Annotated in this window: 15 protein-coding genes and 4 pseudogenes; 13 read left to right on the top strand and 6 right to left on the bottom strand. The window is 66.9% G+C overall.

Annotated features, from left to right (window positions below; all coding sequences use genetic code 11):
- The first annotated feature begins 252 nt into the window (after positions 1-252).
- Positions 253-528, top strand: a complete 276-nt coding sequence (locus tag ACLIN4_RS00275; protein ID WP_381914376.1) for a hypothetical protein — start codon at positions 253-255, stop codon at positions 526-528.
- A gap of 86 nt (positions 529-614) precedes the next feature.
- Here ACLIN4_RS00275 and ACLIN4_RS00270 read toward each other — a convergent pair whose 3' ends face one another.
- Entirely contained in the window at positions 615-1,061 is a 447-nt protein-coding gene (locus ACLIN4_RS00270) for a hypothetical protein (RefSeq protein WP_307653499.1), read from the bottom strand.
- A 221-nt stretch (positions 1,062-1,282) separates the two neighbouring features.
- Between ACLIN4_RS00270 and tpg the strand changes: the two are divergent.
- The 3 genes and pseudogenes from tpg to ACLIN4_RS00255 form a co-directional block, all read left to right on the top strand.
- A pseudogene (tpg, locus tag ACLIN4_RS00265) lies at positions 1,283-1,638 on the top strand (telomere-protecting terminal protein Tpg); the annotation flags it as partial.
- 245 nt (positions 1,639-1,883) lie between these two features.
- Complete coding sequence (locus ACLIN4_RS00260; protein ID WP_381914377.1) at positions 1,884-2,738, top strand: metalloregulator ArsR/SmtB family transcription factor; 855 nt, start codon at positions 1,884-1,886, stop codon at positions 2,736-2,738.
- A complete protein-coding gene (locus tag ACLIN4_RS00255; protein WP_307653501.1) occupies positions 2,735-3,334 on the top strand; it encodes a dihydrofolate reductase family protein in 600 nt (199 codons plus the stop codon). The genes ACLIN4_RS00260 and ACLIN4_RS00255 overlap by 4 nt, the downstream gene beginning before the upstream one ends.
- Before the next feature lie 216 nt (positions 3,335-3,550).
- Here the strand turns inward: ACLIN4_RS00255 and ACLIN4_RS00250 are convergent.
- A pseudogene (locus tag ACLIN4_RS00250) lies at positions 3,551-3,876 on the bottom strand (MFS transporter); the annotation flags it as partial.
- Positions 3,877-4,065: 189 nt separating this feature from the next.
- On the opposite strand from ACLIN4_RS00250, the gene ACLIN4_RS00245 reads away from it, so the two are divergent.
- From ACLIN4_RS00245 to ACLIN4_RS00215, 7 genes are all read left to right on the top strand, one after another.
- A complete protein-coding gene (locus tag ACLIN4_RS00245; protein ID WP_382053928.1) occupies positions 4,066-4,659 on the top strand; it encodes a TetR/AcrR family transcriptional regulator in 594 nt (197 codons plus the stop codon).
- Between the two features lie 105 nt (positions 4,660-4,764).
- Positions 4,765-5,502: an NADPH-dependent F420 reductase gene (locus ACLIN4_RS00240; protein ID WP_411575329.1), complete on the top strand. Its 738-nt coding sequence runs from the start codon at positions 4,765-4,767 to the stop codon at positions 5,500-5,502.
- A 445-nt stretch (positions 5,503-5,947) separates the two neighbouring features.
- Positions 5,948-6,454, top strand: a complete 507-nt coding sequence (locus ACLIN4_RS00235; protein WP_307653504.1) for a hypothetical protein — start codon at positions 5,948-5,950, stop codon at positions 6,452-6,454.
- Positions 6,455-6,519: 65 nt separating this feature from the next.
- Entirely contained in the window at positions 6,520-7,176 is a 657-nt protein-coding gene (locus ACLIN4_RS00230) for a Fic family protein (RefSeq protein ID WP_411575328.1), read from the top strand.
- Positions 7,173-7,568 (top strand): DUF5958 family protein, encoded by a 396-nt coding sequence (locus ACLIN4_RS00225; RefSeq protein WP_411575327.1) that lies wholly within the window; start codon positions 7,173-7,175, stop codon positions 7,566-7,568. The genes ACLIN4_RS00230 and ACLIN4_RS00225 overlap by 4 nt, the downstream gene beginning before the upstream one ends.
- A 116-nt stretch (positions 7,569-7,684) precedes the next feature.
- Complete coding sequence (locus ACLIN4_RS00220) at positions 7,685-8,182, top strand: DUF4265 domain-containing protein (RefSeq protein WP_355103740.1); 498 nt, start codon at positions 7,685-7,687, stop codon at positions 8,180-8,182.
- 47 nt (positions 8,183-8,229) lie between these two features.
- Positions 8,230-8,607 carry a hypothetical protein gene (locus tag ACLIN4_RS00215; protein WP_411575326.1) on the top strand — a complete coding sequence of 126 codons (378 nt, stop codon included), beginning with the start codon at positions 8,230-8,232 and terminating at the stop codon, positions 8,605-8,607.
- Here the strand turns inward: ACLIN4_RS00215 and ACLIN4_RS00210 are convergent.
- Positions 8,604-8,966 (bottom strand): hypothetical protein, encoded by a 363-nt coding sequence (locus ACLIN4_RS00210; protein WP_411575325.1) that lies wholly within the window; start codon positions 8,964-8,966, stop codon positions 8,604-8,606. The genes ACLIN4_RS00215 and ACLIN4_RS00210 overlap by 4 nt on opposite strands.
- On the opposite strand from ACLIN4_RS00210, the pseudogene ACLIN4_RS00205 reads away from it, so the two are divergent.
- A pseudogene (locus ACLIN4_RS00205) lies at positions 8,886-9,520 on the top strand (restriction endonuclease). The gene ACLIN4_RS00210 and the pseudogene ACLIN4_RS00205 overlap by 81 nt on opposite strands.
- Positions 9,521-9,637: 117 nt before the next feature.
- Here the strand turns inward: ACLIN4_RS00205 and ACLIN4_RS00200 are convergent.
- The 3 genes and pseudogenes from ACLIN4_RS00200 to ACLIN4_RS00190 form a co-directional block, all read right to left on the bottom strand.
- Entirely contained in the window at positions 9,638-10,165 is a 528-nt protein-coding gene (locus ACLIN4_RS00200; protein ID WP_411575324.1) for an SMI1/KNR4 family protein, read from the bottom strand.
- Between the two features lie 13 nt (positions 10,166-10,178).
- Positions 10,179-20,792, bottom strand: a complete 10,614-nt coding sequence (locus tag ACLIN4_RS00195; RefSeq protein ID WP_411575323.1) for a LamG-like jellyroll fold domain-containing protein — start codon at positions 20,790-20,792, stop codon at positions 10,179-10,181.
- Positions 20,793-21,172: 380 nt separating this feature from the next.
- A pseudogene (locus ACLIN4_RS00190) lies at positions 21,173-21,996 on the bottom strand (IS5 family transposase).
- A 305-nt stretch (positions 21,997-22,301) separates the two neighbouring features.
- Between ACLIN4_RS00190 and ACLIN4_RS00185 the strand changes: the two are divergent.
- Positions 22,302-23,098, top strand: a protein-coding gene (locus ACLIN4_RS00185) for an IS5 family transposase (protein ID WP_269959501.1) whose coding sequence is annotated in 2 segments (ribosomal slippage) — positions 22,302-22,635 and positions 22,635-23,098 — 798 coding nt in all. Because the reading frame shifts where the segments join, the coding sequence is not laid out codon by codon here.
- The last annotated feature ends 28 nt before the right edge of the window (positions 23,099-23,126 follow it).

Raw genomic sequence — 23,126 nt, 5'->3', positions numbered from 1 at the left:
GATCCGGGGTTCATCTGTGCCACTTCGTTCGGGTGCGCCGGGGGATCGGGGCGGGGCTTGCCTGTTGCGCGTCGGCCGGGGCCTCCGCGCTTCAGCCGACGCAGGAGCTGGTTGTCGAGGGCGTCCTGAAGATGGTGGGCCCGTGCTTGGGGCCAGGGCGCCGGTAAGTGGCGGATGGCTTACCAGCTTGTTCATTGAGCGGCCTAAAAGTATGCGGCAAGGCCAGCCCGGCCCCTGAGTAGGGTTGTGGCCATGGCCAAGGGGATGGGGCGGCGGCCCGGGGTGGATCTGGACAGCGGCGTCGAGGACGCGACGGTACTCATCCTGGAATGGCTCGGTGAGCAGGGTGTGGGTGCCATGATCCGGGTGGATGCGGAGCGCTTGCGTGATGGCCGGCCGGCGTGGACGTTCGCAGCCTCTGGTGGGGCCTTGGAGAGTGGGATGAGGGCTGATGGGGCCTCGGCCGCCGAGTGCATGAGCAGGGCATTGCTTGGACTGCGAGAAGCTGGGCTGGTCGTCCCCTTCTGACGTCGCGCTCAGCGTCTGAGCAGGCCGCGTCCAGTGAGGCTCGTGAGGCGTGCGGTAATCCCTGCCGAGCGCAGCGATGCGGAAAGTCAAAGCCCGGGCTGCGGAGCGGGCCCCGCGCCGTCCTGGTCCTGGCCGTGCTCGTAGCGGGTGGGGGCTTCGGCCATCGCGCGTTGCCAGCTGCGTTCGCTGCCGCCGTGTTCGCGTGCCAGCCGTACGGCGATGACGCGCTGGTAGCCGCCGGCCTGCCGGAGTTCGGCCAGGACGATGGCGACGGCCCGGTCGCGCTGGGCGCGGCTGTGCCCGCCTCCGTGGTTGCCCCGCCCGTCTCCTCGAGGGCGTCCGGCGGCCTGGAGACGGCCGGTGCCGACGTCCTCCCGCCACGCGGCCCAGAACGCTTCCACGGCCTCCTGGTCGTAGTAGTGGATGCGATCCAGCGTGCACACCACCTCCGGGAACCGCCGCTCGGCGGGGTAGTGCTCACGCTGGGCGTACCAGCGGGCCAAGGTCGCCGCCGACGCACCGGTGTGCTCCATGACCCAGGCCCGACTCACCACCCACCGACGGCGATGTGCCGGGTTCGTGTCAGTGGAGTGATAGGCAGTGACCGGTGGCTGCTTACCGACGTCTGTTTCACTGGTCACGGTAGGGGCGGGTGACGGACTAGCTGCTGACATGAGGGTGACGGGGCAGCGAGGCTCGTGGTCGTGATGCGGTATATCCCATGGTTGTAGCTGACCGAGGCTGAGATATCGCACTTGCGCAGCGCCTGGAGGACGCGGTGCGCCAGCGCTGGCAGCCTCGCGTCCGCGAGCGGGCCCGCAAGCAGGCAGCGGCCAGCACCGGTCTGGTCATCCGCACCCGGGCCCGTTTCGGCTTCACCGCCGCTCCCGGCACCACCGACGACGCCCGTATCCGCGACCTCAGCCTCGCGCTCCGCCCCACCACGCAGCCCGGCTCCTCGATGCGCAGGACGCCGGCGCGGACGAGCGGCAGCTGCGCGCCCTGGCGGCCGAAGCGCTCGGCGAGATGTACTTCCGCGACGGCGGCCGCCGTGCCGCGGGCCTGCACGTCGAGTTCACGGACGTCGAGCAAGCGGAGTTCGACCTGTAGCGGTGCACGTAGCAAAAGCGCTTGTGACTGAGTACTTCAGTTGGCGAGTGAGCGCGCGAGTTGGCGACTGGCTGGAGCGGGCTTCGTCGACGGCTCGTGCGAGCTGGGTGGCTTCAGGCGTCGAGCAGCGGCTTCACCTGCTGGTAGAAGCGCGGCTTGTCCGGCAGCACGAGGTCTGTCCTGTCCTCGGATCCATCATTCATATTCCTTGACACGAATATTCGTGTTGGTGAATAGTCGTGCTCATGGATGCACTCCTCGCTGCACTGGCCGACCCGGTCCGCTGGCGGCTCGTGAGCCTGCTCGCCGAGCGGCCCCGTCCGGTCGGTGTCCTCGCCGAGCTCGCCGAGGCGCGTCAGCCGCAGACGACCAAGCACCTGCAGACCCTTGAGCGCGCCGGCGTCGTCACCTCCCAGCGCACCGGCCAGCGCCGCATCTACGCGCTCCGGCCCGGTCCCCTGCGGGAGCTGGCGGCTGCGCTCGGCCGGCTCGCCGGCACCGCGGAGCAGGCAGGGGGTCCGCACGAGACCTACGACCGTTACGGGGCCAGCCTCCGCGCGGAGCGGCTCGCCGCGGAGGAGCCGGGGTGGGCCGACGGACGTTCGTTCGGCTTCCGCCGATCGCTGACGGGGCTCCCCGAGCTGGTGTGGCGCCACTTGACCGAGCCTTCCCTGCTCGCCCGATGGTGGACGCCGCACGACCTCCGCGTATCTGAGCTCGTCTTCGAGGCGCGAGAAGGCGGTCGGATCGTCCAGGAGTACCGCGATGTCGAGGACGCCGACGGCTCCGACCTGGTCGCCGGGCGCGCGGAGGGATTCGTCGATGACGTCCGCCCTGGTGAGCGCCTCGCCTACCGGCTCTCCCCGCAGCTTCCCGACGGCGGCCTTGCCTTCACCGCCCACGTCACCCTCGACCTGCGGCCCACCGGGACCGGCACGGACCTCGACGTCCACTGGCGGATCACCGACAGCACCATCGACTCCGCCGACTTCATCGCAGGCATCGAGATCGGCTTCGGCCAGAGCCTCGACAAGCTCGCAGCGATCCTCGCCGCAGACTCGCACGACACCGACAGCACCGACATGAGGGGCACGAAATGACTGACTCGACCGGACGCAGGGTATCCGCGAACCTGAGCCTCTCCCTCGACGGGCGTTACCACGGTCCTGGCGGGCCCAGCGACTTCAGCATGTTCGCGCCGTATGTGACCTCCGAGGTCGCGCGGGGCCAACTCACCCGCATCTGGGAGGGCGCGACGACGGCGCTGCTCGGCCGGATCAACGCCGAGGGATTCCTGGGCTACTGGCCGACGGTCGCCGAGGACGAGAACGCCGATCCGCGCGACCGCGGATACGCAAAATGGCTGGTGGACACGGAAAAGGTGGTCTTCTCAACCACACTGACGGAAGCGCCGTGGGGACGCACCCGCGTGGTGAACGCACCAGCCGCTGACGTCGTTGCCGAACTTAAGGCCACCGGTGAGGGCGACATCCTCGTCAACAGCTGCCCGAGTGTCATCAAGCCGCTCCTTGCGGCAGATCTGCTCGACCGGCTGTACCTCATGGTCTTCCCCGAGATCGCCGGAGACGGGCAGCGACTGTTCGACGACGGCCTGCCGGCTTCGAAGTGGAAGCTCACCCACCAGGAGACCGGCGAACTGGGCGAGATCGCCATGGTCTACGACCGAGTCCGCTGAGCCGGCCGATCAGCGTACTCAACCGACGAGGCGGCCCCGCCTGCACCACGGACTGAGCGCTTCAGTGGCGAAACTCGCCACCTGAAGCGCTCAGGGTGCGCTTTGTGGCTGGAGGCCTGCGGGCAGGGTTTGGCGGTGGGCTCGGTGCGGGGATCCGCCGGGGTGTGATGGCGGGTGATCAGTTCACGCACATCGCGAACGGCCTGTTCCGTGACCGAAGACGGTGGAGGCGAGTCCGCTGGCGAGGGTGACGACGGTGAGTGCGCGGACGTGGCCGGGCCCACCAGCGGGTGAGGCGGCGAATGCAGCCTGGTAGAAGGTGGTCGCCATCGCAAGTCCTGCGAGGGTCCAACCGGCGCCGAAGATAGGCAGGTTCGGGGCGAAGGCCACGCAGGTGGTCATGGCGGTGCGCGGGCCGCGCACCGGTCCAGGATGCGCCCGACGCGGATTCCGGCGAGGGCGGAGACGATGAGGGCGAGCGAGAAGGCCGCGGTGGTCTGGCCGGCTGCCCAGCCGAAGCTGTGTCCTATCCCTTGATTCATGACCCTCTGGTGACGTTCTCACGCAAGATTCGCTCATTGAGGCAGCCGTGGCACTCGAACCCCACCGACTGTCCGGTCACTGTCGGGGCATCCGTTTGACCGGAGGCATCCTCCGTTTTACTCTCGGAGGTATACGGAGGCAGCATCCGTTTTGATGCGGTCGCAGGATGGGAGCAGGAGGGAGCGTGTATGAGCGCCGGTGAGCAACGGGAACGCAAGCCCCGCGCGGACGTCCAGCGTAACCGCGCGACCCTTTTGGAGACCGCGCAGCGCCACTTTCTGCGGCATGGGGTCGGCACCTCCCTGGAGGCGGTGGCCAAGGAGGCCGGCGTGGGGCCCGGCACCCTGTACCGGCACTTCCCCACCCGGGAAGCGCTGCTGGCGGCCGTGCTGCAGACGCGCTCCAAGGAGTTCGCAGTCCGCCAGGTGGCCGTTGAGCAACTCGGCGACCCCGCTGAGGCGTTGGAGCAGTGGCTGCGAGCGATGGAGGAGTACCTGAGTGCCTTCAGCGGGCTGCCGGAACCGCTCATGGCCGCGGCCCGGGCCCAGGAGCCGGATAACCCGCTCACGATTCCCTGCGACACCCTCATCACCGCTACCGATCAGTACGTACGCGCCGCGCAGCTCGCGGGGCACGTCCGCGCCTCGGTGCAGGGGTACGACCTCTTTCTCGCGGCCTGTTCCGTTGCCTGGATCAAGGGCACCGGCGCCGAGGGGGAGGCACTCGACCGGCTCCGCATGCTGATCGCGAGCGGCTACCGCCAGCAGGACACCCCGGCGTAGCACGCCGGCCATCCCGCCCCGACCCCGCAACACCAGGTGGCACCGCCACCCGGCCATCACCTTGCGCTGCCCTCAGGGGCGGCACAACCCCCGCAGGAACAAATTATGAAAATCACTGTCATAGGCGCTGGCGTCATCGGCGGGAATCTCGCCGCCAAGCTCAGTGCGGCGGGTCACGATGTCCAGGTGGCTGACGCCCGCGGCCCCGAGGCCGTCCGGGCGGAGGTGCTGGAGTCCGGGGCCCGCGCAGCGGACCTCGCCGACGCCGTCCAGGGCCGGGACGTCGTCATCCTGTCGATCCCGTTCGGGGTGGCGGGCCAGCTGGCGGACCTGTTTGCGTCGGTGCCCGACGAGACGGTGGTCATCGACACCTCGAACTACTACCCCGGCATGCTCAGCGAGCCGATCGAGGCGGTGGACAACGGCCAGGTGGAGAGTGTGTACACCGCCGAGCTGCTCGGTCGCCCCGTGGTCAAGGCGTGGAATGCCGCGCTGGCCGAAACCCAGCGGACCAAGGGCGTCCCGGCCGGAACGCCAGGCCGCCTCGCTATTCCCGTCGCCGGCGACTGCGAGGAGTGGCGGAAGGTGGCCATGAGCCTGGTGGACGACACCGGCTTCGACCCCTACGACGCCGGCACACTGGCTGACTCCTGGCGCCAGCAGCCGAACAGCCCCGCCTACTGCACCGAACTGACCCTCGACGAGCTGCCAGCGGCCCTGGCCGCGGCCGACCGCGTCAAGGACGCGGCCGTCCGCGACAGCCTCCCGGAGCGCTTCGCGGCCCTCGGTGTCAATCCCACCGTCGACGACATCGTCGAGATGAACCGCGCCGCCCACCGCTGAGGCACCCGACACGGATGGGCCTGGTGGTGCGGCAGCGGCGTTCGGCTATGGCGTCACCGTGACGGAATCCTGCGACGCCTTTTCCCGCCAGGCACGGGTGCGGCACCGCTAAGAACAGAACACCGCCGAGCGCCGATGTTCACCCCCACCGTCCATCCACGGCCGCAGACCGGACACGTCACCTCGTCCCCACGCTGCTTCGCCGCCACCCGCCGGCGAGCCTGTTCGAGGGCTCGCCACACCTACCCGAACAGAACACTGCTGCCGCCGACGAAGTCGGCGGCAGCAGTGTTCTGTTCGGGTCAATACCTTCGAACCACCCCACCAGACGCCATAACCCCCAGGATCCAGATCCCCGGACCACCCGACCAGAGATCTCAAACAGACACTGACCTTGAGATTTAACCCGTGGGAGCCTTGGGCACGTGGCTCGCATACTGCTCGAATGAGTTCGATCTCCACGCACCACCGGTTCCGGGATCCCCGGAGTACGAAGTACGACTTCCTCACGTCGGTTCTCGTGCGCTGTCCCGGCTGCGGAAAGGTCGCGCACATCGGTACGACACCAGACGCGTCGGGGGTTCGCGACCAGAGCCTCTTCGCGCCAAGGCGTCTCGTTTGTCGGAGCTGTGGGATGGCGAAGGACTGGAGCCGTGGCGGTGTGGCCCTGCGCCGGGACCGGAACGCGCCAGCTACAGACCCGTACTTCGATGTCCGTCTTTGGCTGCAGACCGAGACCCGGCATGGGTGGGTATGGGCCTACAACCTGGAACACCTGGACCTGATCAGACGATTCGTACAGGCATCGCTGCGTGAGGGGATTCCCTGGAACGATCACGGCCGAAGGATGACCGTGGTGGCGCGCCTGCCTGCATGGATGCAGCAGGCCAAGAACCGTGAGGAGGTGCTGCGGGCCATCGCCCGCATCCACGCCTCACTGCTGCGCTCCTAAACGTTGCCTTTAGCCGGTTCGGCCGCGGTCAGTTCGCGGTTCGCCAGAGGCGTGGGCGGAATCAGATGACCTCCGGGTCCGGCCAACTGAAGGACAGCCTCGCCGACTGGCTGCTCATCCGGCCGGAGATCTCCTGGCCGTCCTGGCGCGGCGCGTCCCCTGTCTCTGGAGCACCGGCCCGCGACGGCTTCCGGAGTTTCTTCATGGCAACGCGAGGTGGACGTGACAGCGGTGGGACCGCGCGGGTCCTGAACGCCCTCGACGTGGCCTTTGCCGACGCGGAGCAGGGCAGGCCTCTGGCTTTCACCCTGATGGCGAAGTGGCAGCGGACCGTGTTGGGCCACGACCTCGTCGGTTTCCGCACGATGCCGGCCTTCGCGAAGGGCGGACGGGAGCGCTACGGTCTTGCACCCGATACGCAGGCGCTGTTCGAGCACTGTCTGTCCGAGAGCGTTCAACCGAATCTGCCCCTCCCCTCACGTGCTGCCCGGGCATACCTCGACATCCTCTTCTTCCATCCGTTCGAGGACGGCAATGCCCGCGCGGCAATGCTGGCGTTGGCCTTCGTCCTTGCACGCGAAGGCGTCCTCCTCGACCAGGTTCACCCGCTGCAGACCACCCGCTGGGCCGACGACGCCGAAGGCGCGGCCGATCTGGCAAGGCTGCTCGGAGTCCTGATCACCGCTGCGGAGCGGCGTCCGTCCCACGGGAGGCAATCATGAATGAACGCGGCGTCCTGCTCAACGAGCTCGCACAGGGGCTGCGCCCGATATCAGAGGGCATCGAATGGTTCGACAGCCTCGGCCAGAAAGAGCAGTCCGAGGCGCTGCTGTTCCTGCGCCATCACTGCGTCCAGGCGCGCGCTGCGGCCGAGGACGCGCAGGAGGCCATCCGCCGTGCCGGGCTGCGCCTGACCCATACGCCCGCAGTGCTGATCTCGCCAGGCCGGACCGACGAGCAGCTGGGGAAGATTGCCGGTCTCACACCCCTCGACGAACGCCGTAAGGCTTTCAGGCTGCTGATCGCGGTGCTCACGATTGCCGATGCGCGACGCCGTGAGCGCTTCTGCTCCGACGGCTGCAGTCACTGGTGGCACAGATTGTCTGTCGCCTGAAACCGAGCACCGCGGCTCTGAAGGCACTTCACGCCTGAGCGTTCCTGAGGAATGGATCAGTCCTATCAGGATTGCCATCGTTTCCCACGACGACGGTGGCTGTGGATGATGGTGCGGTGACAAGCATCAGGGACGACCACGTGAAGGTCCACTTCCGCCTGGAGGTAGACGAGGACGGCTGGCCGCCGGCGAGCGTGGAGAGTTTGTGGGCGGTGGACCTCGGCGACGGAACCGTTCGGTTGGACAACACTCCCTGGTTCGTACGCGGAGTCGCCAGCGACGACATCATCCGGGTGGAGCTCGATGATGAAGGCGTCCGCTGGGCTGGCGAGACGGTGCAGGCTTCAGAGAACTGCACCATCCGGTTGATCGTCATGAAGGACGGCGGCTCAGCTGCCGCTCGGCAGACCGTGTTGGAGACCTTTCACCGGCTCGGCACGACCGGCGAGGGTATCGAGCAGTTCCGGATGGTGGCGCTCGACGTGCCATCGGATGCGGACCTGCCTCGGATTCGGAAGCTCTTGGAACATGGAGAGGCCAAGGGGTGGTGGCACTGGGAGGAAGGGCGTGTCACCGCCGTGTGGCAGGCCACGGCAGCTGCGGGACTGCCATAGAGGCTCGCTCACGCCTCTCCTCGTGCGGAGGCAAGGAGGAAGACGCTATGACCACCTTTCACTGCGTCAGCTGTCAGCAGCTCCTGCCAAGGGAGGTGGCTCAGGGGGAACCGCTGAGGGGGCCGGAGCGGCCGGTGGGCCATGAGGTCGTCTCGCCCCGGATGGCCCCGGGGACCTTCAAGGTCAATTTCGACGCCAGTCTGCTGATCTTTCACCCGGATGACGTACCGAAGACTGCGCTGCACCCCGATTCTCGGCGTCTCGTTGGCTGCTGCGGACTCGCCGGCCAGGACGGCCCCAACCTTGTGTGCAGCGGCTGCGGTACCGAGGTCGCGACCAAGGAGTCTGACTGCTGGACCGACAATCTCGTGATGTTGATCGCCTCCGCCGTCACGGAGAGTGTGTCCTCGCGCCTCAGCCTTTAGCGATGGGAGCGGAGCATGCGGTCGCGGTACTGCTGGAAGCGGTGCCATCCGGAGGTTTCTAGTGGAGTGATCAGGTCTCCTTCGGCGCAGTCCAGAACCTTGCAGCGTAGGGCTCCTGCGAGGCGAAAGACAGGGGAGAGGACGTCGTCGCCGCCTCCGCGGACGTGGAGCATGATCGAGTCGACCGGGTCTTCTGTGCCGATGTTGAGCTCCATGGACCAGGTGGGGCCGAGGAGTTCGCCCCAGGTGCGGTCGGAAAGGTCGGTGTCGGGGATGGCCTGGGTGATGGCTGCGAGGACGTCGTGCTGGCTGCCGAGCGGGGCGGGGGCGTAGTCGTCGGACAGTGGGTGTGGGCGCACGGGTGGGTGCTGGTTGTGCTCGGCCTACTGGCGCTTCTCGCCCTCGCGGGCTGGGCCTACCGGCAGGTTGACCCGATTCGGTCCGCTCAGCTGGGGGTGAGGGGGCCTGACCTACTCGCTCGGTCAGCTGGACGCTATGCACCACAGCGCCTTCGAGGATGCCGTACGTGACCTGCTGGCCCGGGACGGTTCCCTCGATGCGCTGCGCTGCGGCGGCCGGGGCGACCTCGGCGCCGACGTGAAGGGGCATGATCCGCTCGGTCGACTGTGGGTGATCCAGTGCAAGCACCGCAGGAAGGGGGCTGGACGGAGCGGCTGTCGGGACGCCGGAGCTGCAGACGCTCAACGGCACTGGCCGGCCGGTACACGGCGGCGACATCGTCGTGATGGTGACCAACGGAAGGATCTGGGGGCCTGCCCACGCCTTCGCCCGGCAGCAGCGCCTGCACGTGGTCAACCGGCGGGTGCTGGAGCAGTGAGCCCGGGGCGGGCGACCACCATGGGAGAACCTTCCGGCTGTTCCTCCGCCCCGGACGCCTCCACAGCTTCGCTGAGCTTCATCGCACTGGTGGGCGGGACCGGTTGGACCCGCCCACCCGTCATGTCGTGTTCAGGTGTCGGGGTGTCCGGGTCGAGCGCTTCGGAGTGTTCCTTTGGGCCGACGAACGGGATCAGTCCACGTACTCGCGAGGCGCTGAGGACAGAGGGTCGATTGCGTACCCCAGTAGATCGACGAAGGTCGGGAAGAAGAAGCTGCTGCCCTCACCGATCCACCACCACCGCTCCGGAAGGACATCCGGCCGGTGCAGCATGAACACTCCTACTGACACGTCTTTGTTCACCGACACCGGGAAGAGTGCCACGTCCTCGGGAAGGCCCACGTCCACCGGAGTGTCGGCTTCCCAGAGACCGTCCAGGAAATGCAGTGCGGTCGCGCCCGGGCCGTCCTCCTCCACCCAGTCCTTACAGCCGAAGAGGGGCATGGTGAGGTCAAAGCCGTCCAAGCCATCAGTGAGGGAGAGGAACTCACGGTACCCGGCTTCCAGTGGTTGCCGCGCCCTCTCCCCCAGTGCACGCACGGCGTCCGTGCCCGCTGGCGGATACAGGCGGGGAATCGGGAAAAGTCCGACGGGGTCCTCAGCCAGGTATTGGGCGATGCGCACACTCATCAGCTCGCCGGTCAACTGACGCATGTCCAAGATGTACTACCTCCTATGGACGGCTGATTCGGCAGATGTTGTGTGGCCCCTTCGCGACCTTGCCGGTCACGTACTGCGTAGTGTAGGTGCTGGGGTCCTTGCTCACGCCTGCGTAGTAAAAGCCCGTCGGACGATACCCCACAGCGTATTTCTGTGCGTACGAGCCGACGCGGGAATTCACATCACCGTCCTGCTGGTGCCAGCAGTAGGGGGTCGTTTTGCCGGACCAAGTGGTGTCGGGCAGGTGGCCCGCGACATTCCCATTGTACTCGTACGGGGTTCCCTCGACCTCGCGTATGTGCTTGGCCTTGATTTGCTCAGCCACCTTCTCCAGCTTCGATGGCTTGCCGTCCGTGCCGATGACATCCGTGCCACCCGGCGAGACTCGGCCGGACGGGGACCAGTAGCCGGGAATGGCGTTGAGGGCCGCGATGTGGTCTTTGAGTTCGTCGATCTGATCCTGAGTGGCGTTCTTCGGGGCCCGGAAACAGACGATGCCGCCCATGCCGCGCTGTACCCGGGTCTTTGCGAGGTGTGTGGTGCAGTTCGGGTCATCGCGCTCGTCCGTGCCCTGGGTGTTACCCGTTCCGCCAGATGGCGATGGAGCCCGAGATTGCGCGGATTGCGGCATGTACTGGTCGTTGCTGTTCAAGTCCAGCATCTGGAGCGCGGTGACGACCATGTTGACGACGTCGTCGGGGGTCCAGCCGCCACTGCCCTTGGGGTCCCAGTCGGGCTTGGGGGCGGGACGCTCAGGAGCGGGTTTGGGGTTCTTCCCGTTGTTCGGGTTCTGATCGATGACCGGGCGTGGTGGGGTAACCCGGTGGGATCGTGCCCTTGACACGACACTGCTCGAGCAGGAATAGGTGCAGCCCTGTGTGCGGAAGTAGCGGTCAGTGCCGGTGTCCACGAGTGCTGAGCTGCCTCTCCAGGCATTCGCGGCGAGGGCATCGGCCTGTGCTGCGACGGAGGAGGCGGCTGAGCCAGCCCAGGAGTTGGACCAGACGTTGGAGTGACTGTACGTGCCGGTTGTCGTTCTCCAATCGGCGTGCGTCCATTCCCAGATGCCCCATCCGAGGCCCACGCCGCCTATGCCAGCCACGGTGCCCCATCCAAGGGCTTCGGCTCCCGCTCCCGCGCAGATGACGAGGACCGGACCGAAGCAATGACCACTGGGGTCGGTTCCTGAGAGCGGCCCACCGAAGCCGTAGCTGTACCGGTTGGCATGGCCCGAAGGGCGAGGATCGAGTTGCCAGGTGTCGCGGGAGGCGAAGGAGCCGGTGCCGGGCTGGTACCAGCGGGCTGCCATGTTGACGTTGCCGTTGGCGGGGTCGGTCCAGCCGGATTGGTAGCCGAGGTCGGGCATGTTGCCGTCGGTGGCGGTGGTGGTGCCGAAGGGGCCGTAGGCGGTGGAGCCGGTGACCTGGAGGCCGTCGGTGGACAGGCCGGCGACGAGGTCGGTGTGCTGGTCGGTGAGCGACCACTGCGTGGTGGTGTCGTTGCTGCTGGCCAGCAGGGCACCGGCGGGGGTGCGGGTGTAGTTGGTGGTGCCGTCGTCGAGGAGGTTGTTGGAGCCGCCGTCGTAGCGGAAGGTGGTGGTTCCGTGCTGGGCGACGCGGTCGAGGGAGTCGTAGGTGTAGGTCGATGTGCCGTCGGTGATTTTGCGTTCGAAGGCGTCGAAGGTGAGTGACCGTGCGGTGGTTCCCGTGGTGACTGTGCTGAGGGTGCCGCGTGGTGTGTAGGCGTAGGCGGTGGAGCCGTCGGTCAGCAGGCGGTTGCGTGCGTCGTAGGTGGCCGTGGCGGTGCCGGCTTTGGTGCGGTTTCCGGCGGCGTCCCACGTGTAGTGGGTAGTGGTGTCGCCGTGGGTCCAGTAGGACATGCGTCCGGCCTGGTCGTAGCCGTAGACGTGTTCTCCCGCTCCCGCGGTGCCGCTGGTGTTCTTCCAGGTGAGCTGGTCGTCTAGGTCGTAGGCGTAGGTGGTGGCCGTGATCTGGGTCTGCTCGTCGGGGGAGGTGACGATGTCGTCGGTGAGTCGTCCGAGGCTGTCGTAGCCGTAGCTGCGCCGGGCTGACTCGGTCCACTCGGTGGAGCCTTCGGGCTGGATGGCGTACTGCTCCATGAGGGGGCGGCCTGCGGCGTCCCAGGAGTACCAGATGTCGGCGCCGGTCATTTCGTTCCACAGCCACTCGAGCCGGCCGGCGGGGCCGTAGCCGTAGCTGGTGGTGTTCTTGGCGTCCGTGCGTTCGGTCATGTTGCCGTCGGCGTCGTAGGTGTAGCTGACCGTTCCGGAGGGGCCGTCCGCGGTGAGGAGCTGTCCGCGGTCGTTGTAGGTGTAGGTGTTGTGGCTGAGGGGGCCGGCGACGCCGACGGAGGTCAGCCGGCCGGCGAGGTCGTAGCCCAGGGTGCGGTCCGCGGTGGTCGCCTCGGCTCCGGTGCCGGTCTCGTGGATGAGGCGGCCGAGGCCGTCGTAGGTGCTCTGTCGTTTGACGCCGCCCGGAAGGTGTTCGGTGACAGCCTGGCCGGCCTTGTCGTAGACGGTGGTCCAGGTTCGGTCTGCGGCGTCAGGGTGTGCGGTGGTCGGTGGTTCGATGGTGGACTCGGGCAGGCCCCAGCTGTTGAACGTGTAGACGGTTTTGTTGCCGCGTCCGTCGGTCAGCCGGGTGCGTTTGCCTGCGGCGTCGTAGCCGAATGTGGTGGTGATGGATGCGGTGTCGGAGACGGGTTCGACCTGCTGGATCATACGGCCGAGGGCGTCGTAGGTGTAGGTGCTGCGTGCCTTGGTCTGCGGCGAGACGGCCGTCGTGAGGTTGCCGTCGGCGTCGAACTCGGCGGTCCGGGTGCGCAGGGCCGTGGTGCCGGTGCCGTAGTCGGTTACGGCGATGGGGTTGCCGAGGGTGTCGTAGGTGGTGGCGGTACGGCGGTTGGTGGCGTCGGTGGTTTCGGTCTGACGGCCGAGGCCGTCGTAGCCGAACCGGGTGGTGCCGGCCGGGTCGGTGACGGAGAGGACTTCGCCGGCGGGGTTGTAGGTGCTGGTGGTGGTGACACCGGCTGGGGTGGTCGACGCGGTCTGGTTGCCGGCGTCGTCCCAGGTGTAGCGAGTGGTCAGGTTCTGCGGTGCGGGGTAGCGCTCGACGGTGGTGGCGGTCAGCTGACGGCCCAGCTCGTCGTAGGTGGCCTCGGTGCGGGCGCCGGTCGGGTCGGTGGTGGAGAGCTGGAGACCGGTCGGGGTCCAGGTGTGGCGGGTGACGCCGCCGCCTTCGGCGCTCGTGGACGGGCCCAGGAGCAGGCCCGGCTCCGTCTCGGCTGCGGCGAGGGCGTCGGCGGCGTTGGCCACCGGGTCCGTGGTGGTGGTGAGCTGGCCGAGCTGGTCGTAGCCGTAGCGGGTGACGCGGCCCAGCGGGTCGGTGACCGTCTGCGGCTGTCCGAGCGGGGTGTATGTGGTGCGGGTGGTGGCCGTCAGGGCGGTGGCCGTGCCTGGTGGGGTGTAGTCAGGCAGGGTTATGGCGGTGGCGCGGCCGAGAAGGTCGACCTGGATGCGGGTGACGTTGCCGCGTGCGTCCTTGGTTTCGGTGGCCTCGCCGAAGGTGTTGTAGCCGGTGAACGTGGTTGGCCGGACGGTCGTTGCCGCTGTGCCGTCCTCCTCGACCTGTACTTGCGGCGCGCTTTCCTGCACCAGGCGGCCCAGTGCGTCGTAGCGGTAGCTGGTGGTGAAGAGGCTGGGGTCGGCGCCGGGGGCGTTGCCGCGCGGGCTGACCGTGGTCAGCGGCAGGCCGCGGTCGTCGTAGGTGCTGGTCGTGGTGTGGGTGGTGGTGCCGTCGGTGACGGTCTGCTGGGTCAGGTTGCCTGCGGTGTCGTATTCCGAGGTCGTGGTGACCTTCTTGTCCCCGATGACGGACTGTGTGGCCTGCTTGACGCGGTCGTCACCGTCGTAGGTGAAGGTGCTGGTGCGGTTGAGGCCGCCGGGATCCAGGACGCTGGTCGTGGTGCGGCCCAGGGCATCGACGGTGTAGGTCTGTGTGGTCATGCCGCCCCCGGTGACCTGCTTGGTCAGGTTCCCGGCAGGGTCGTAGGTGTTGGACTCCAACAGGATGTCGTGTCTGCTGCCATCGCCCTGGGTGACCTGTCGGGCCGTGGTTGTGGCCGGCAGTCCGTCGTCGAAGTACGTGTACGCCGTCGTCGCGCCCATCGCGTCCGTCGTGGACGCCAGGCGTCCGGCCGGGTCGTAGGCGTTGGACACCACGGTCAGGTCCCTGACGATGCCGGACGGATCGCCGGCCCAGTCGTCCAGGACGGTGGTGGCGTGCTGGCCGCGTGGTGTGTAGCTGTAGGTGAAGTGGGTGCCGGACGCGTCGGTCATGCCGACGGCCTGGCCGAGCTCGTCGTACTCGTAGCGGGTGGTGCTCTGTTCGGCGTCGGTGACCGTGTCGTTGAGGCCGTGCGCGTCGTAGTGGTAGGTCGTGGTGCGGGCAGGGTCGGAGCCGGTGGTGTCCGTCGTTGTCTCGGCCAGCAGGTTGCCGTCCTCGTCGTAGCTTCGGGTGATCTTCGCGGTGTGGGTGGTGCCGGTGATCTCGTTCTTCACGCCGACGCCGCTCTCGGCGACCACGTTCGAGGCCGCGTCGTAGCCGTAGGTCGTGCTCACGCCGTTCGGGAAGGGGTCGGACACCTGCGTCTCGGACGTCTTGCGGCCGAGGCCGTCGTAGGTGTAGGTCGTGACCAGCCCCGAGGGGGCGGTGGCCTCCGCGAGATCGCCGCTTGCGAAGTAGCGGTAGGACGTCTTCGCCCCACCCGCTGTCGTCTGGGTCAGTACCAGTCCGGCGGGAGCTGTACCGCCGCCGACCGCGGCTTCCGTACCGGTGGTGTAGGTGGTCGAGGCGGTGCTGCTGTCCGGCCTGACCACTGTGGTCGGCAGGCCCAGGCTGTTGTACGTGTACTGGGTGCGGTAACGGCTGTCCCTCGCGTCACTGGAGCGCTGGTCCCGGTAGACCAGCGGCTTGTCGTTGCGCGGGTCGAGCGGGTCGTCTGCGTTGAGGTAGTAAGAGGTGAAACTCGTCCAGCACGAGTCGGCGTCGCGGCAGCTGGTGGCCGACACGGCGTTACCGCGTGCATCGTGGCCGGTGACAGTGGTGTGGCCGTTGGGGTCAGTGACCGTGTGCAGGTTCCCGGCCGTGTCGTACGCGTACGACACGGCCGCGCCCGTCTCGTCCCTGTGGGCGACCATGCGCTGGCCGCGTAGGGCGTCGTAGCTGGTGCTGCTGGTCTTCCCCTTCGGGTCGGTCACTGAGACCGTGGCCGTCAAGCCCGACGAGGCTGTCTCGGCCTGTGTCCGGTAGTGGGCCGAGACCTGGTCAGCGGACAGGGAGCTGCGGTAGAAGGCGACCTCGTCGATCGCACCGTCGAAGTAGTAGGTGCCCCGGGGCTGGCCCATCCAGCCAGGGCTGCTGTAACCCGCGCCGATGTAGGCATACGGGGCGGACTGGTCTACCAAAGTACCGTTGGCAGAGCCGACCTTGACACCGTCCAGGTAGAGGTGCTGGGTGGTGCCGGCAGCCGTGAGTACGGCGTGGTGCCACTTCCCGTCCGTGACAGGCTGCGCTGAAGTAATCGGTGTTGCTCCGCCGGCGACGAAGAACTCTCCGCGGAGCTTGCCGTCCCCGTCGATGTTCAATACCGGATGCCAGGAGGTGGGCGTCTGGCCGATCGGAGCGTTCTGGAAACTCATCAGCACAGCCGACGGGTTGGATGTCCTGAACCACAGCTCGGCCGACAGCTCGGTGCTGCTGGCGGGGAGTGAGCCGGATATCTCGATGTGGCCAGTACTGCTGAGGTGCACAGCGCGGTTATCTCCGGCCCCGAACGCACCAGTCTCGTCCAGTTGTGAGGAGTTGCTGGTGTCCGGTTGGTAGGTGGCGCCCATGTCGGGTCCGCCGACCTCGCTGCGCAAAGTGGTTCCTTCGATTTCGCCCAGCCGCCAGTAGGCGGCAGGTGCGTCCGCGACGGCAACGCCCCGGTACTGATTTCCTGTCCCCTCGACCAGAGCCCTGCGCGCCTGGATGTGTTGATTTGCTGTGTCCGTGGAGCCAGCCATCTGGGCGTACGGGATGTACTGCCACATTTCGACGCCCTTGGGGCTCAGGTACTTTCGGAAGGTGGCCAGCGGCTTGTCGTAGAAGGCGACCTCATCGATCTGACCGGTGAAGTTGCGGTATCCGGCTTCCTGCCCGTCCCAGCCGGGCGACGAGTAACCACCGCCGACGAAGGCATGAGCGAAGCGTGTCGTATCGACGCCTGTGGTCGTGCTGCTCTGATACGCACCGTCCAGGAAGAGAGCCTGTATGCCTTCGTTGCCGGTCAACAGTACGTGGTGCCACTCATTGTCGGTGACAGTTTCCCTCGACAACAGGGGGTTGGCGTCGAAGGAGAACCGTCCCCGCAACTTGCCGTCGGGATCGATGAGCAGCATCGGCGTCCAGCCTGAGGCCGGTGCCTCGCCGAATTCAGCGTTCTGATTGGAGACGAGCACACCACCGGGCTCACTGGTCTTGAACCACAGCTCTAGCGACATCGACGTCTTGGTGCCCAAAGACTCGACGGGTACCTCGACAGCCCCGTCGCCGGTGAACGCTGCGGCAGTGTCGTCACCGTCGGAGAAGATGCCTGCACTGCCCAGCCGCACGTTCTCGAGGTAGCTACCGGGCAGGCCGTCACCCAGCGGACTTAGGGCCTGAGCGCCGCTGCGTTCGCCCAGACGCCAGTACCCGGTCGGGCCGCTGCGCTGGATCACATCCGCGTAGGAGGAGGAAGCGGTCGAGTAGGTGGGGGCAGCAACCTTCCATGTGCCGCCGTTGTCGTCAGTGTGCTCGGTCAGCCGGCCGGTGTCCCGGTCGTAGGCGGCCGTGGCGTGCACGCGGCCGGACGGGAGCGTGACCTTGTCCATCTGCCCGATGGCTGTGCGGGCCGCATAGTGGTCGCTGATCGTGGCAGGGTCCAGCGGGTGGTTGTAGAAAGCCACCTCGTCCATCTGGCCCTTGAAGAGGTAGGTACCTGCGGCCAGGCCGTTCCAGCCGACACTGGCGTAGCCGGCGCCGAGGTAGGCGTAGTCGCTGCCCTGCTCGATGAGGGGGCCGTTCAGTGAGCCGACCTGGACGCCGTCCAGGAAGAGGCTTTGTTTGGTTGCACCGCTGGTCAGCACGGCATGGTGCCACTGTCCGTCGGTCACGGGCTGCGTCGATACGATCGGTGTCGCGCCCGAGGCACCTGCCAGATAGAACTCGCCGCGGAGCTTTCCCGCTCCGTCGATGTTCAGCACCGGTCGCCAGGAGCGGGGTTGGTCTCCCAGTTGCTCGTCCTGGAAGCCCACCAGGACGCCTGAGGGTGTGCTGGTTTTGAACCACAGTTCGATGGCGGGGAAGGCGGCGCCCTTCAGGGTGTCGAAGGGCAGCTCGATCGCCGAGTCCGTGCCGTCGAACCCGACTGAGGTGTCGGTGGTGCCGGCGACGGCGGAGTCGGTGCCCAGCTGTACGTCCCGGTAGACGGCCTTGTCCTGACCGGTGCGCGAGACTGCTTCGCTCGTCGCGGCCGAGCCCTCGCGCTCGCCGAGTCGCCAGTACGAGGCGGGCCCCGCGTCCAGAACCCCACTGCGGTAGACCGAGCCGTCTTCGTACTCGTAAAGAGTGCATTTGGTGGTCGAGGCGGGCGGGCACACCTGGGTCAGCCGGTCACCCGCGTAGGTGTACTTCCACGTCAGGCCCGGGGTGTCAGCATCGACGGCGCTGGTCGTCACGGCACTGACGTGGTCGCCGGACCAGGCGAAGGACAAGGAGCGGCCGGACATCATGTCGGTGACTGTGCGCAGTTCGCCGCCGTCCGCAGGGAGGTGGGTCAGGCGCTGTACGCGGCCGGCGCTGTCGGTCACGGTTTCCAGTGCGCCGCTGGTATGGAAGTTGTAGGTGGCTCCGGAGCGTTCCCGCATCGTCCAGCCCTCAGGCTGCCGCGTCAGAGTGATTCCGCCGCCCGCAGGGCCGGCGTATGTTCCGTCGGGGTTCGTTCCGAAGCGGACCTGGGCGCCGTCCGCGAGGGTGATCAGCACCGTGGCTGTTTCCGGTTCTTGCCGTATGCGCATGTCCCAGCGCGTGGACCAGCCTTCGCCGAAGGCTCCGTCTCGCCGCGGATCCAGGGAGTTGTAGATGCGGGTGACGGCCAGCTCGGGGCCGACGGTGGTGATGGCCGCGTCGGTGGCTGCGGTGACGTAGTTGCCGGCGCGAGTGCCGATCTCCTTGCCGCTGTCCGAGCCTCCGAGGTGGCTGGTCACGGTAGGTTGCGGGACCTGGGTCGTCAGCAGCGCAGGGCCCGGGCGGGCAGAGGTCGCGGCGCCGTCGTATGCGTAGCCGTACCAGGCATATGACTTGCCCCACGACAGCCAGTCGGAAGGCACGGCCCACTGCTGCCCGTTCACGCGAGGGCCGGTCTTGCAGTTCTTGCGGAGGTTGCTGCCCTCGACCTCGCAGACCTCGAAGCTGTACTGGAGTGTCGACTTTGGATAGCGGTCTGCATCCGTGCCCTTGGCCCACAGCGTCGGCGTCAATGTGTCGACCGTGACGCCACTGCCGGGCGATTCCGCCGTCAGCTGAGGGGGAATGTTTACCGAAGCGATCTTCACGGCGGGCCCGGGTACACCGGCTCGGACGAATGTACCGACGCCGCCTACGTCCATGGTCCACTGCACGATGTACGTCGCCGGTGCCAGGGGCGCGATCTTCGCATCCAGGGTCACCGTCTCACCAGGAGAGATGTCCTGGGGCATAGGTGTCCAACGGATCTTCGAGAAGTCGGTGATCTCCTTGCCTGCCGCGTCGAACAGGTTGTAGCGCAGCTTGTAGTTGCTGCCCTTGGTCCAGGTCTCCTGTCCCTGGTTGGTGACAGTCACCTTCTGGACACCCTCGCTGGTAGCGGTGACCGGAGCGATGAAATCGCCGAGTCGGTAGGTGGCGCCGTACTTCGTCCACGTCACGTCCAGGCTCGGCTTGCCGTTCGGGTAGTCGTCCGAACCGAACTGCTTCCAACCGCGGGAGTCGGACGTGGACGCCTTCACGGCGAGGCCGTAGTTCTTCTTCCGACCGTGCGTCCAGTCGTCGACCAGCTTGCGGCCCGCCGAGCCGAGTCTGATGCTCTCCCAGGCAGGCCCGCACGACCAGGTCGTCGTACCCGAAGGACGCCAGCCGTGAGCGAAACTCTTCGAAGCCAGAGACGCGCCCGTCGACGGGCCCGGGTATTTCGCCGTCGTGGACTCCGACCAGTTCGAAGTGATCGGATGCACCGTCACCGGACGGGCCGAGCATGAAAGAGACCAGGTGTTGTACATGGCCAGGTTCGCGCCCAGCACCCACGCGTTCTTCAGCGTGCTCTCCAGTCCGCTGAACCTCAGGAAGGCGGCCGCCTTATGGCTCCCGCCGTCGTACGTGCCGACCTTCAGCACCGTGTCGGACGCGAAGTTCTGGTTGTACGGGTACTCCACGTACGTGCCAGAGGTGGCATCCACGGACTTCACCGAGGGGTCCACCCGCACAGGGAAGACGCGCTCCGGAGAAGCAAGCCACTCCTTGTCCAGCGTTACGACGAGCACCTGACGGTCGTCTTCCTCCTCCAGACTGTAGGTGACACCAGAGGAGATCACCCCCTCGTTGGAGTCCGGGGCCAGGTTGGAATCCTGCATCCAACCCGCCGGAGTCCATGCACGGACCTTCCCATCGGCATCAGCGAAGACGACACCACCGTGATCGTCGATCGTCGCAGTCAGGCCCTCCAGCGTCAGCGGGAAGCGCCACGTTGTAGGCGCACTCGCATCCTTGAGGACAAGTGTCTCCTTGACCGAGTCACCGCCGGCAATGAGCTCCAGGTCCGAGCCGGTCCGAGCGTCGGGATAGGTGACCGTACTTCCCTCTGCCTGTCCGGCAACAGCACGGGCATCGCTCACCCCGTAGGCGACCGACATGCCATCGCCGACCCGTATCCGGACCACTCGGTCAGCGTCAGCCGTCCCCGCGAACTCGATCGGCGCCTCGGTCGCAGCGGTTTCCCAGCCTTCTCCGCCCGCGCTCATCGTGCTCGGCCCGGCGGTGTCATGCGGCTTCAACGTGGTGTCGATGGGCTGCCAGTGCCCCCTACCGATACGGAAGTTGACTGGCTCGTTGTAGAAACGGGTGGTGTAAGTGCCGTCCGGATTGAGGTAAGTCCGCTCCTGCTCCTTGCGCGCAGAAGCCACCTCCTTGCTCCGCTTGGCGTCAAAACCCCGCACCTCGGGCGTCACAGGCGCCTCCGTAGGCACAGCCGGAGCCGGGTCTGGCACCTTCGCATCCGTGGGGAGGCTGGTGATGCCGGCCTCACGAGCGGTAGGCAGTTCCCCGTGCCCGGCAAGAGCACCGCTACGGCCCCCGGACGCCGTCGCCTCCGTGGCATTCGCCGAGGCACTGTGACCACGCCCCTCAGCTGAACCCCACCGCTGATCAGGGGAACCGACGCCAGCACGCTCGTCACCGATCCATTGATCCACCGCCAGAGCGGCTTGCTCAGTACCGGTCAGGACCGCCAGCACGAAGGCGACAGCAAGAACAATCGGACGTGCTGGACGCACAGATGCCCCCCATAGAGACCAACCAAGAGGAGCTAGTTTTAAGCGATCTTCACTTCCTTACACAAGATACTCACAGAGTCACGTGACTACATCGTGATCATGTACACGTGAACTTAACGGGCGTAAAGCTCACACATAATGTCTTACGTGCTTGAAACTCCCATAAGGGATTATCGCGGGGTCGGGTGACCTGCTCTGACTCGCTGAAGGCGGGCTGGAACGGTGTCGCAACGCCCAAGCCGCATCCGAAGGAGTTCGCTCGGCTCGCCGTGTTCTTCGGCTCCTGCACGCTGTATCCACTTCGCCAACGAGGCCGGTGGACGACGAAATCTGTGGCGCCTTAGTGAGCGTTTGATTCTCGGTTGTCTGTTTCATTTGGATTAGCTGTCGCGCCAGTTGTGGGTGGCTTCGTGGGTGAGGCGGCGCGTCATGAGGTTGATGGCGGCGAGTTGGATCATGGCTGCGGATCGGTGGGGGTGGGTTTCGTAGTCGCGGGCCAGGCGGCGGTGGTGCATGAGCCAGCCGAGGGTGCGTTCGACGACCCAGCGGCGGGGTTGGACGTGGAAGCCGCGGGTGGTGGGGTCGCGTTGGACGATCTCGAGGTCGATTCCGAGGTGGGCGGCGTGTTCGACGGCTTTGGTCTTGTAGCCGTTGTCGGCCCAGGCTTTGGTGAGGTCGGGTGGAGTGCGGCGACCTTGGTCAGGAGCTGAGTGCCGGCCGCGGAGTCGTGGACGCTGGCGGCGGTGACGGTGACGGCCAGGAGGAGGCCGAGGGTGTCGGTGACGATGTGCCGCTTGCGTCCGATGATCTTCTTGGCCGGGTCGACGCCTTGGCTGGTCAGGGGGACGGTGGCGGAGGTTTTGATGCTCTGGCTGTCGATCAGGCAGGCGCTGGGTTCGCTGGTGCGGCCTTCGACCTGGCGGACTTTGCCGCGTAGCAGGCCGGTGAGCTGGTCGAAGATGCCGTCGGCTTCCCAGCGGGCGAAGTAGCCGTAGACGGTCTGGTGGGGTGGGAAGTCGTGGGGCAGGTAGCGCCAGGGAATGCCGGTGCGGTCGACGTAGAGGATGGCGTTCATGAGGGCGCGCAGGTCGTGGGTGGGTTTGCGGATACCGTTGCGGGCCTGGCGCCAGGCTTCGAGGGTGGGGCGGATGAGTTCCCAGCGGGCGTCGGACAGGTCGCTGGGGTAGGGCCGTGAGGGCTGCATAAGGTCTGCGTACGTGGCGGCGGCTGGCTTGGGCAGGGCGTGTGCGGGGGTGCTGGTTGCGGAGGGCGTGCGCTCTCAACTCGGCGTGAACCGGTAGGTTTCTGAATGAGACAGGAGCTCTTGGAAGGAAACCGGCGCATTACTGCTTCACTGATTGCTGCATAAGCCGTGTTTCCGGCGAATCGCTTCGCTGAGCTCTCAAACGGCTCCTGGAATTCCCCCTGAACCATCCAATATCAGAATCAAACGCTCACTTAGAGATCATCTCAATTGGCTTGATCACTAGGCTGACCGGCGTGATGTCCATGGTGGAGCGGCTGGTGCCGGACGGGTTGTGGGAATTGTTCCAGCGAGTGGTTCCGGCAGCGCCGGTGCGCCCACAAGGTGGGGGACGACGCCGGTATGGGGACCGACAGGTGCTGGCTGCCATCGTGTTCGTGGCCACGACTGGCTGCACGTGGCGACAACTTCCGCCGGGATTCGGCCCGTCCGGGCCGACCGCGCACCGCCGCTTCACCGAGTGGAGCCGGGCCCGAGTGTGGAGCAAGCTGCACCGCCTGGTCCTGGACGAGCTCGGTGCACGCGGCGGACTGGACTGGTCACGGTGCGCCATCGACTCGGTGAACATGCGGGCCCTCAAAGGGGGGACCTGACGGGTCCGAATCCCGTAGATCGCGGCAAGAAGGGATCCAAGATCCACTTGATCACGGAGCGGACCGGTCTGCCCCTCTCCATCGGGATCTCGGCTGCGAACACCCACGACAGCCAGGGTCTGGAACCCTTGGTGCGGGGCATCCCACCCATCCGCTCCCGCCGCGGGCCGCGCCGCCGTCGACCAGCCAAGCTGCACGGCGACAAAGGCTACGACTTCGACCGACTGCGCACGTGGCTCCGCTCACGCAACATCACACCGCGCATCGCCCGCAGGGGCATCGAATCCTCCCAACGCCTCGGCCGTCACCGTTGGACCGTGGAGCGCACGGTGGCATGGCTGTCCGGGTGCCGCCGTCTGCACCGCCGCTACGAGCGCAAGGCCGAACACTTCCTGGCCTTCGCCGGCATCGCCGCCGCCCTGATCTGTTACCGCAGGCTGGCAGCCTGATCGAGACCTCCGAGCTGGGATGATCCTG

This window comes from Streptomyces mutabilis, from assembly GCF_046628145.1.
Taxonomy (GTDB): domain Bacteria; phylum Actinomycetota; class Actinomycetes; order Streptomycetales; family Streptomycetaceae; genus Streptomyces; species Streptomyces mutabilis.
The sequence above is the reverse complement of the archived record's forward strand: the minus strand, read 5'-3'. Positions and strand labels throughout refer to the sequence as shown.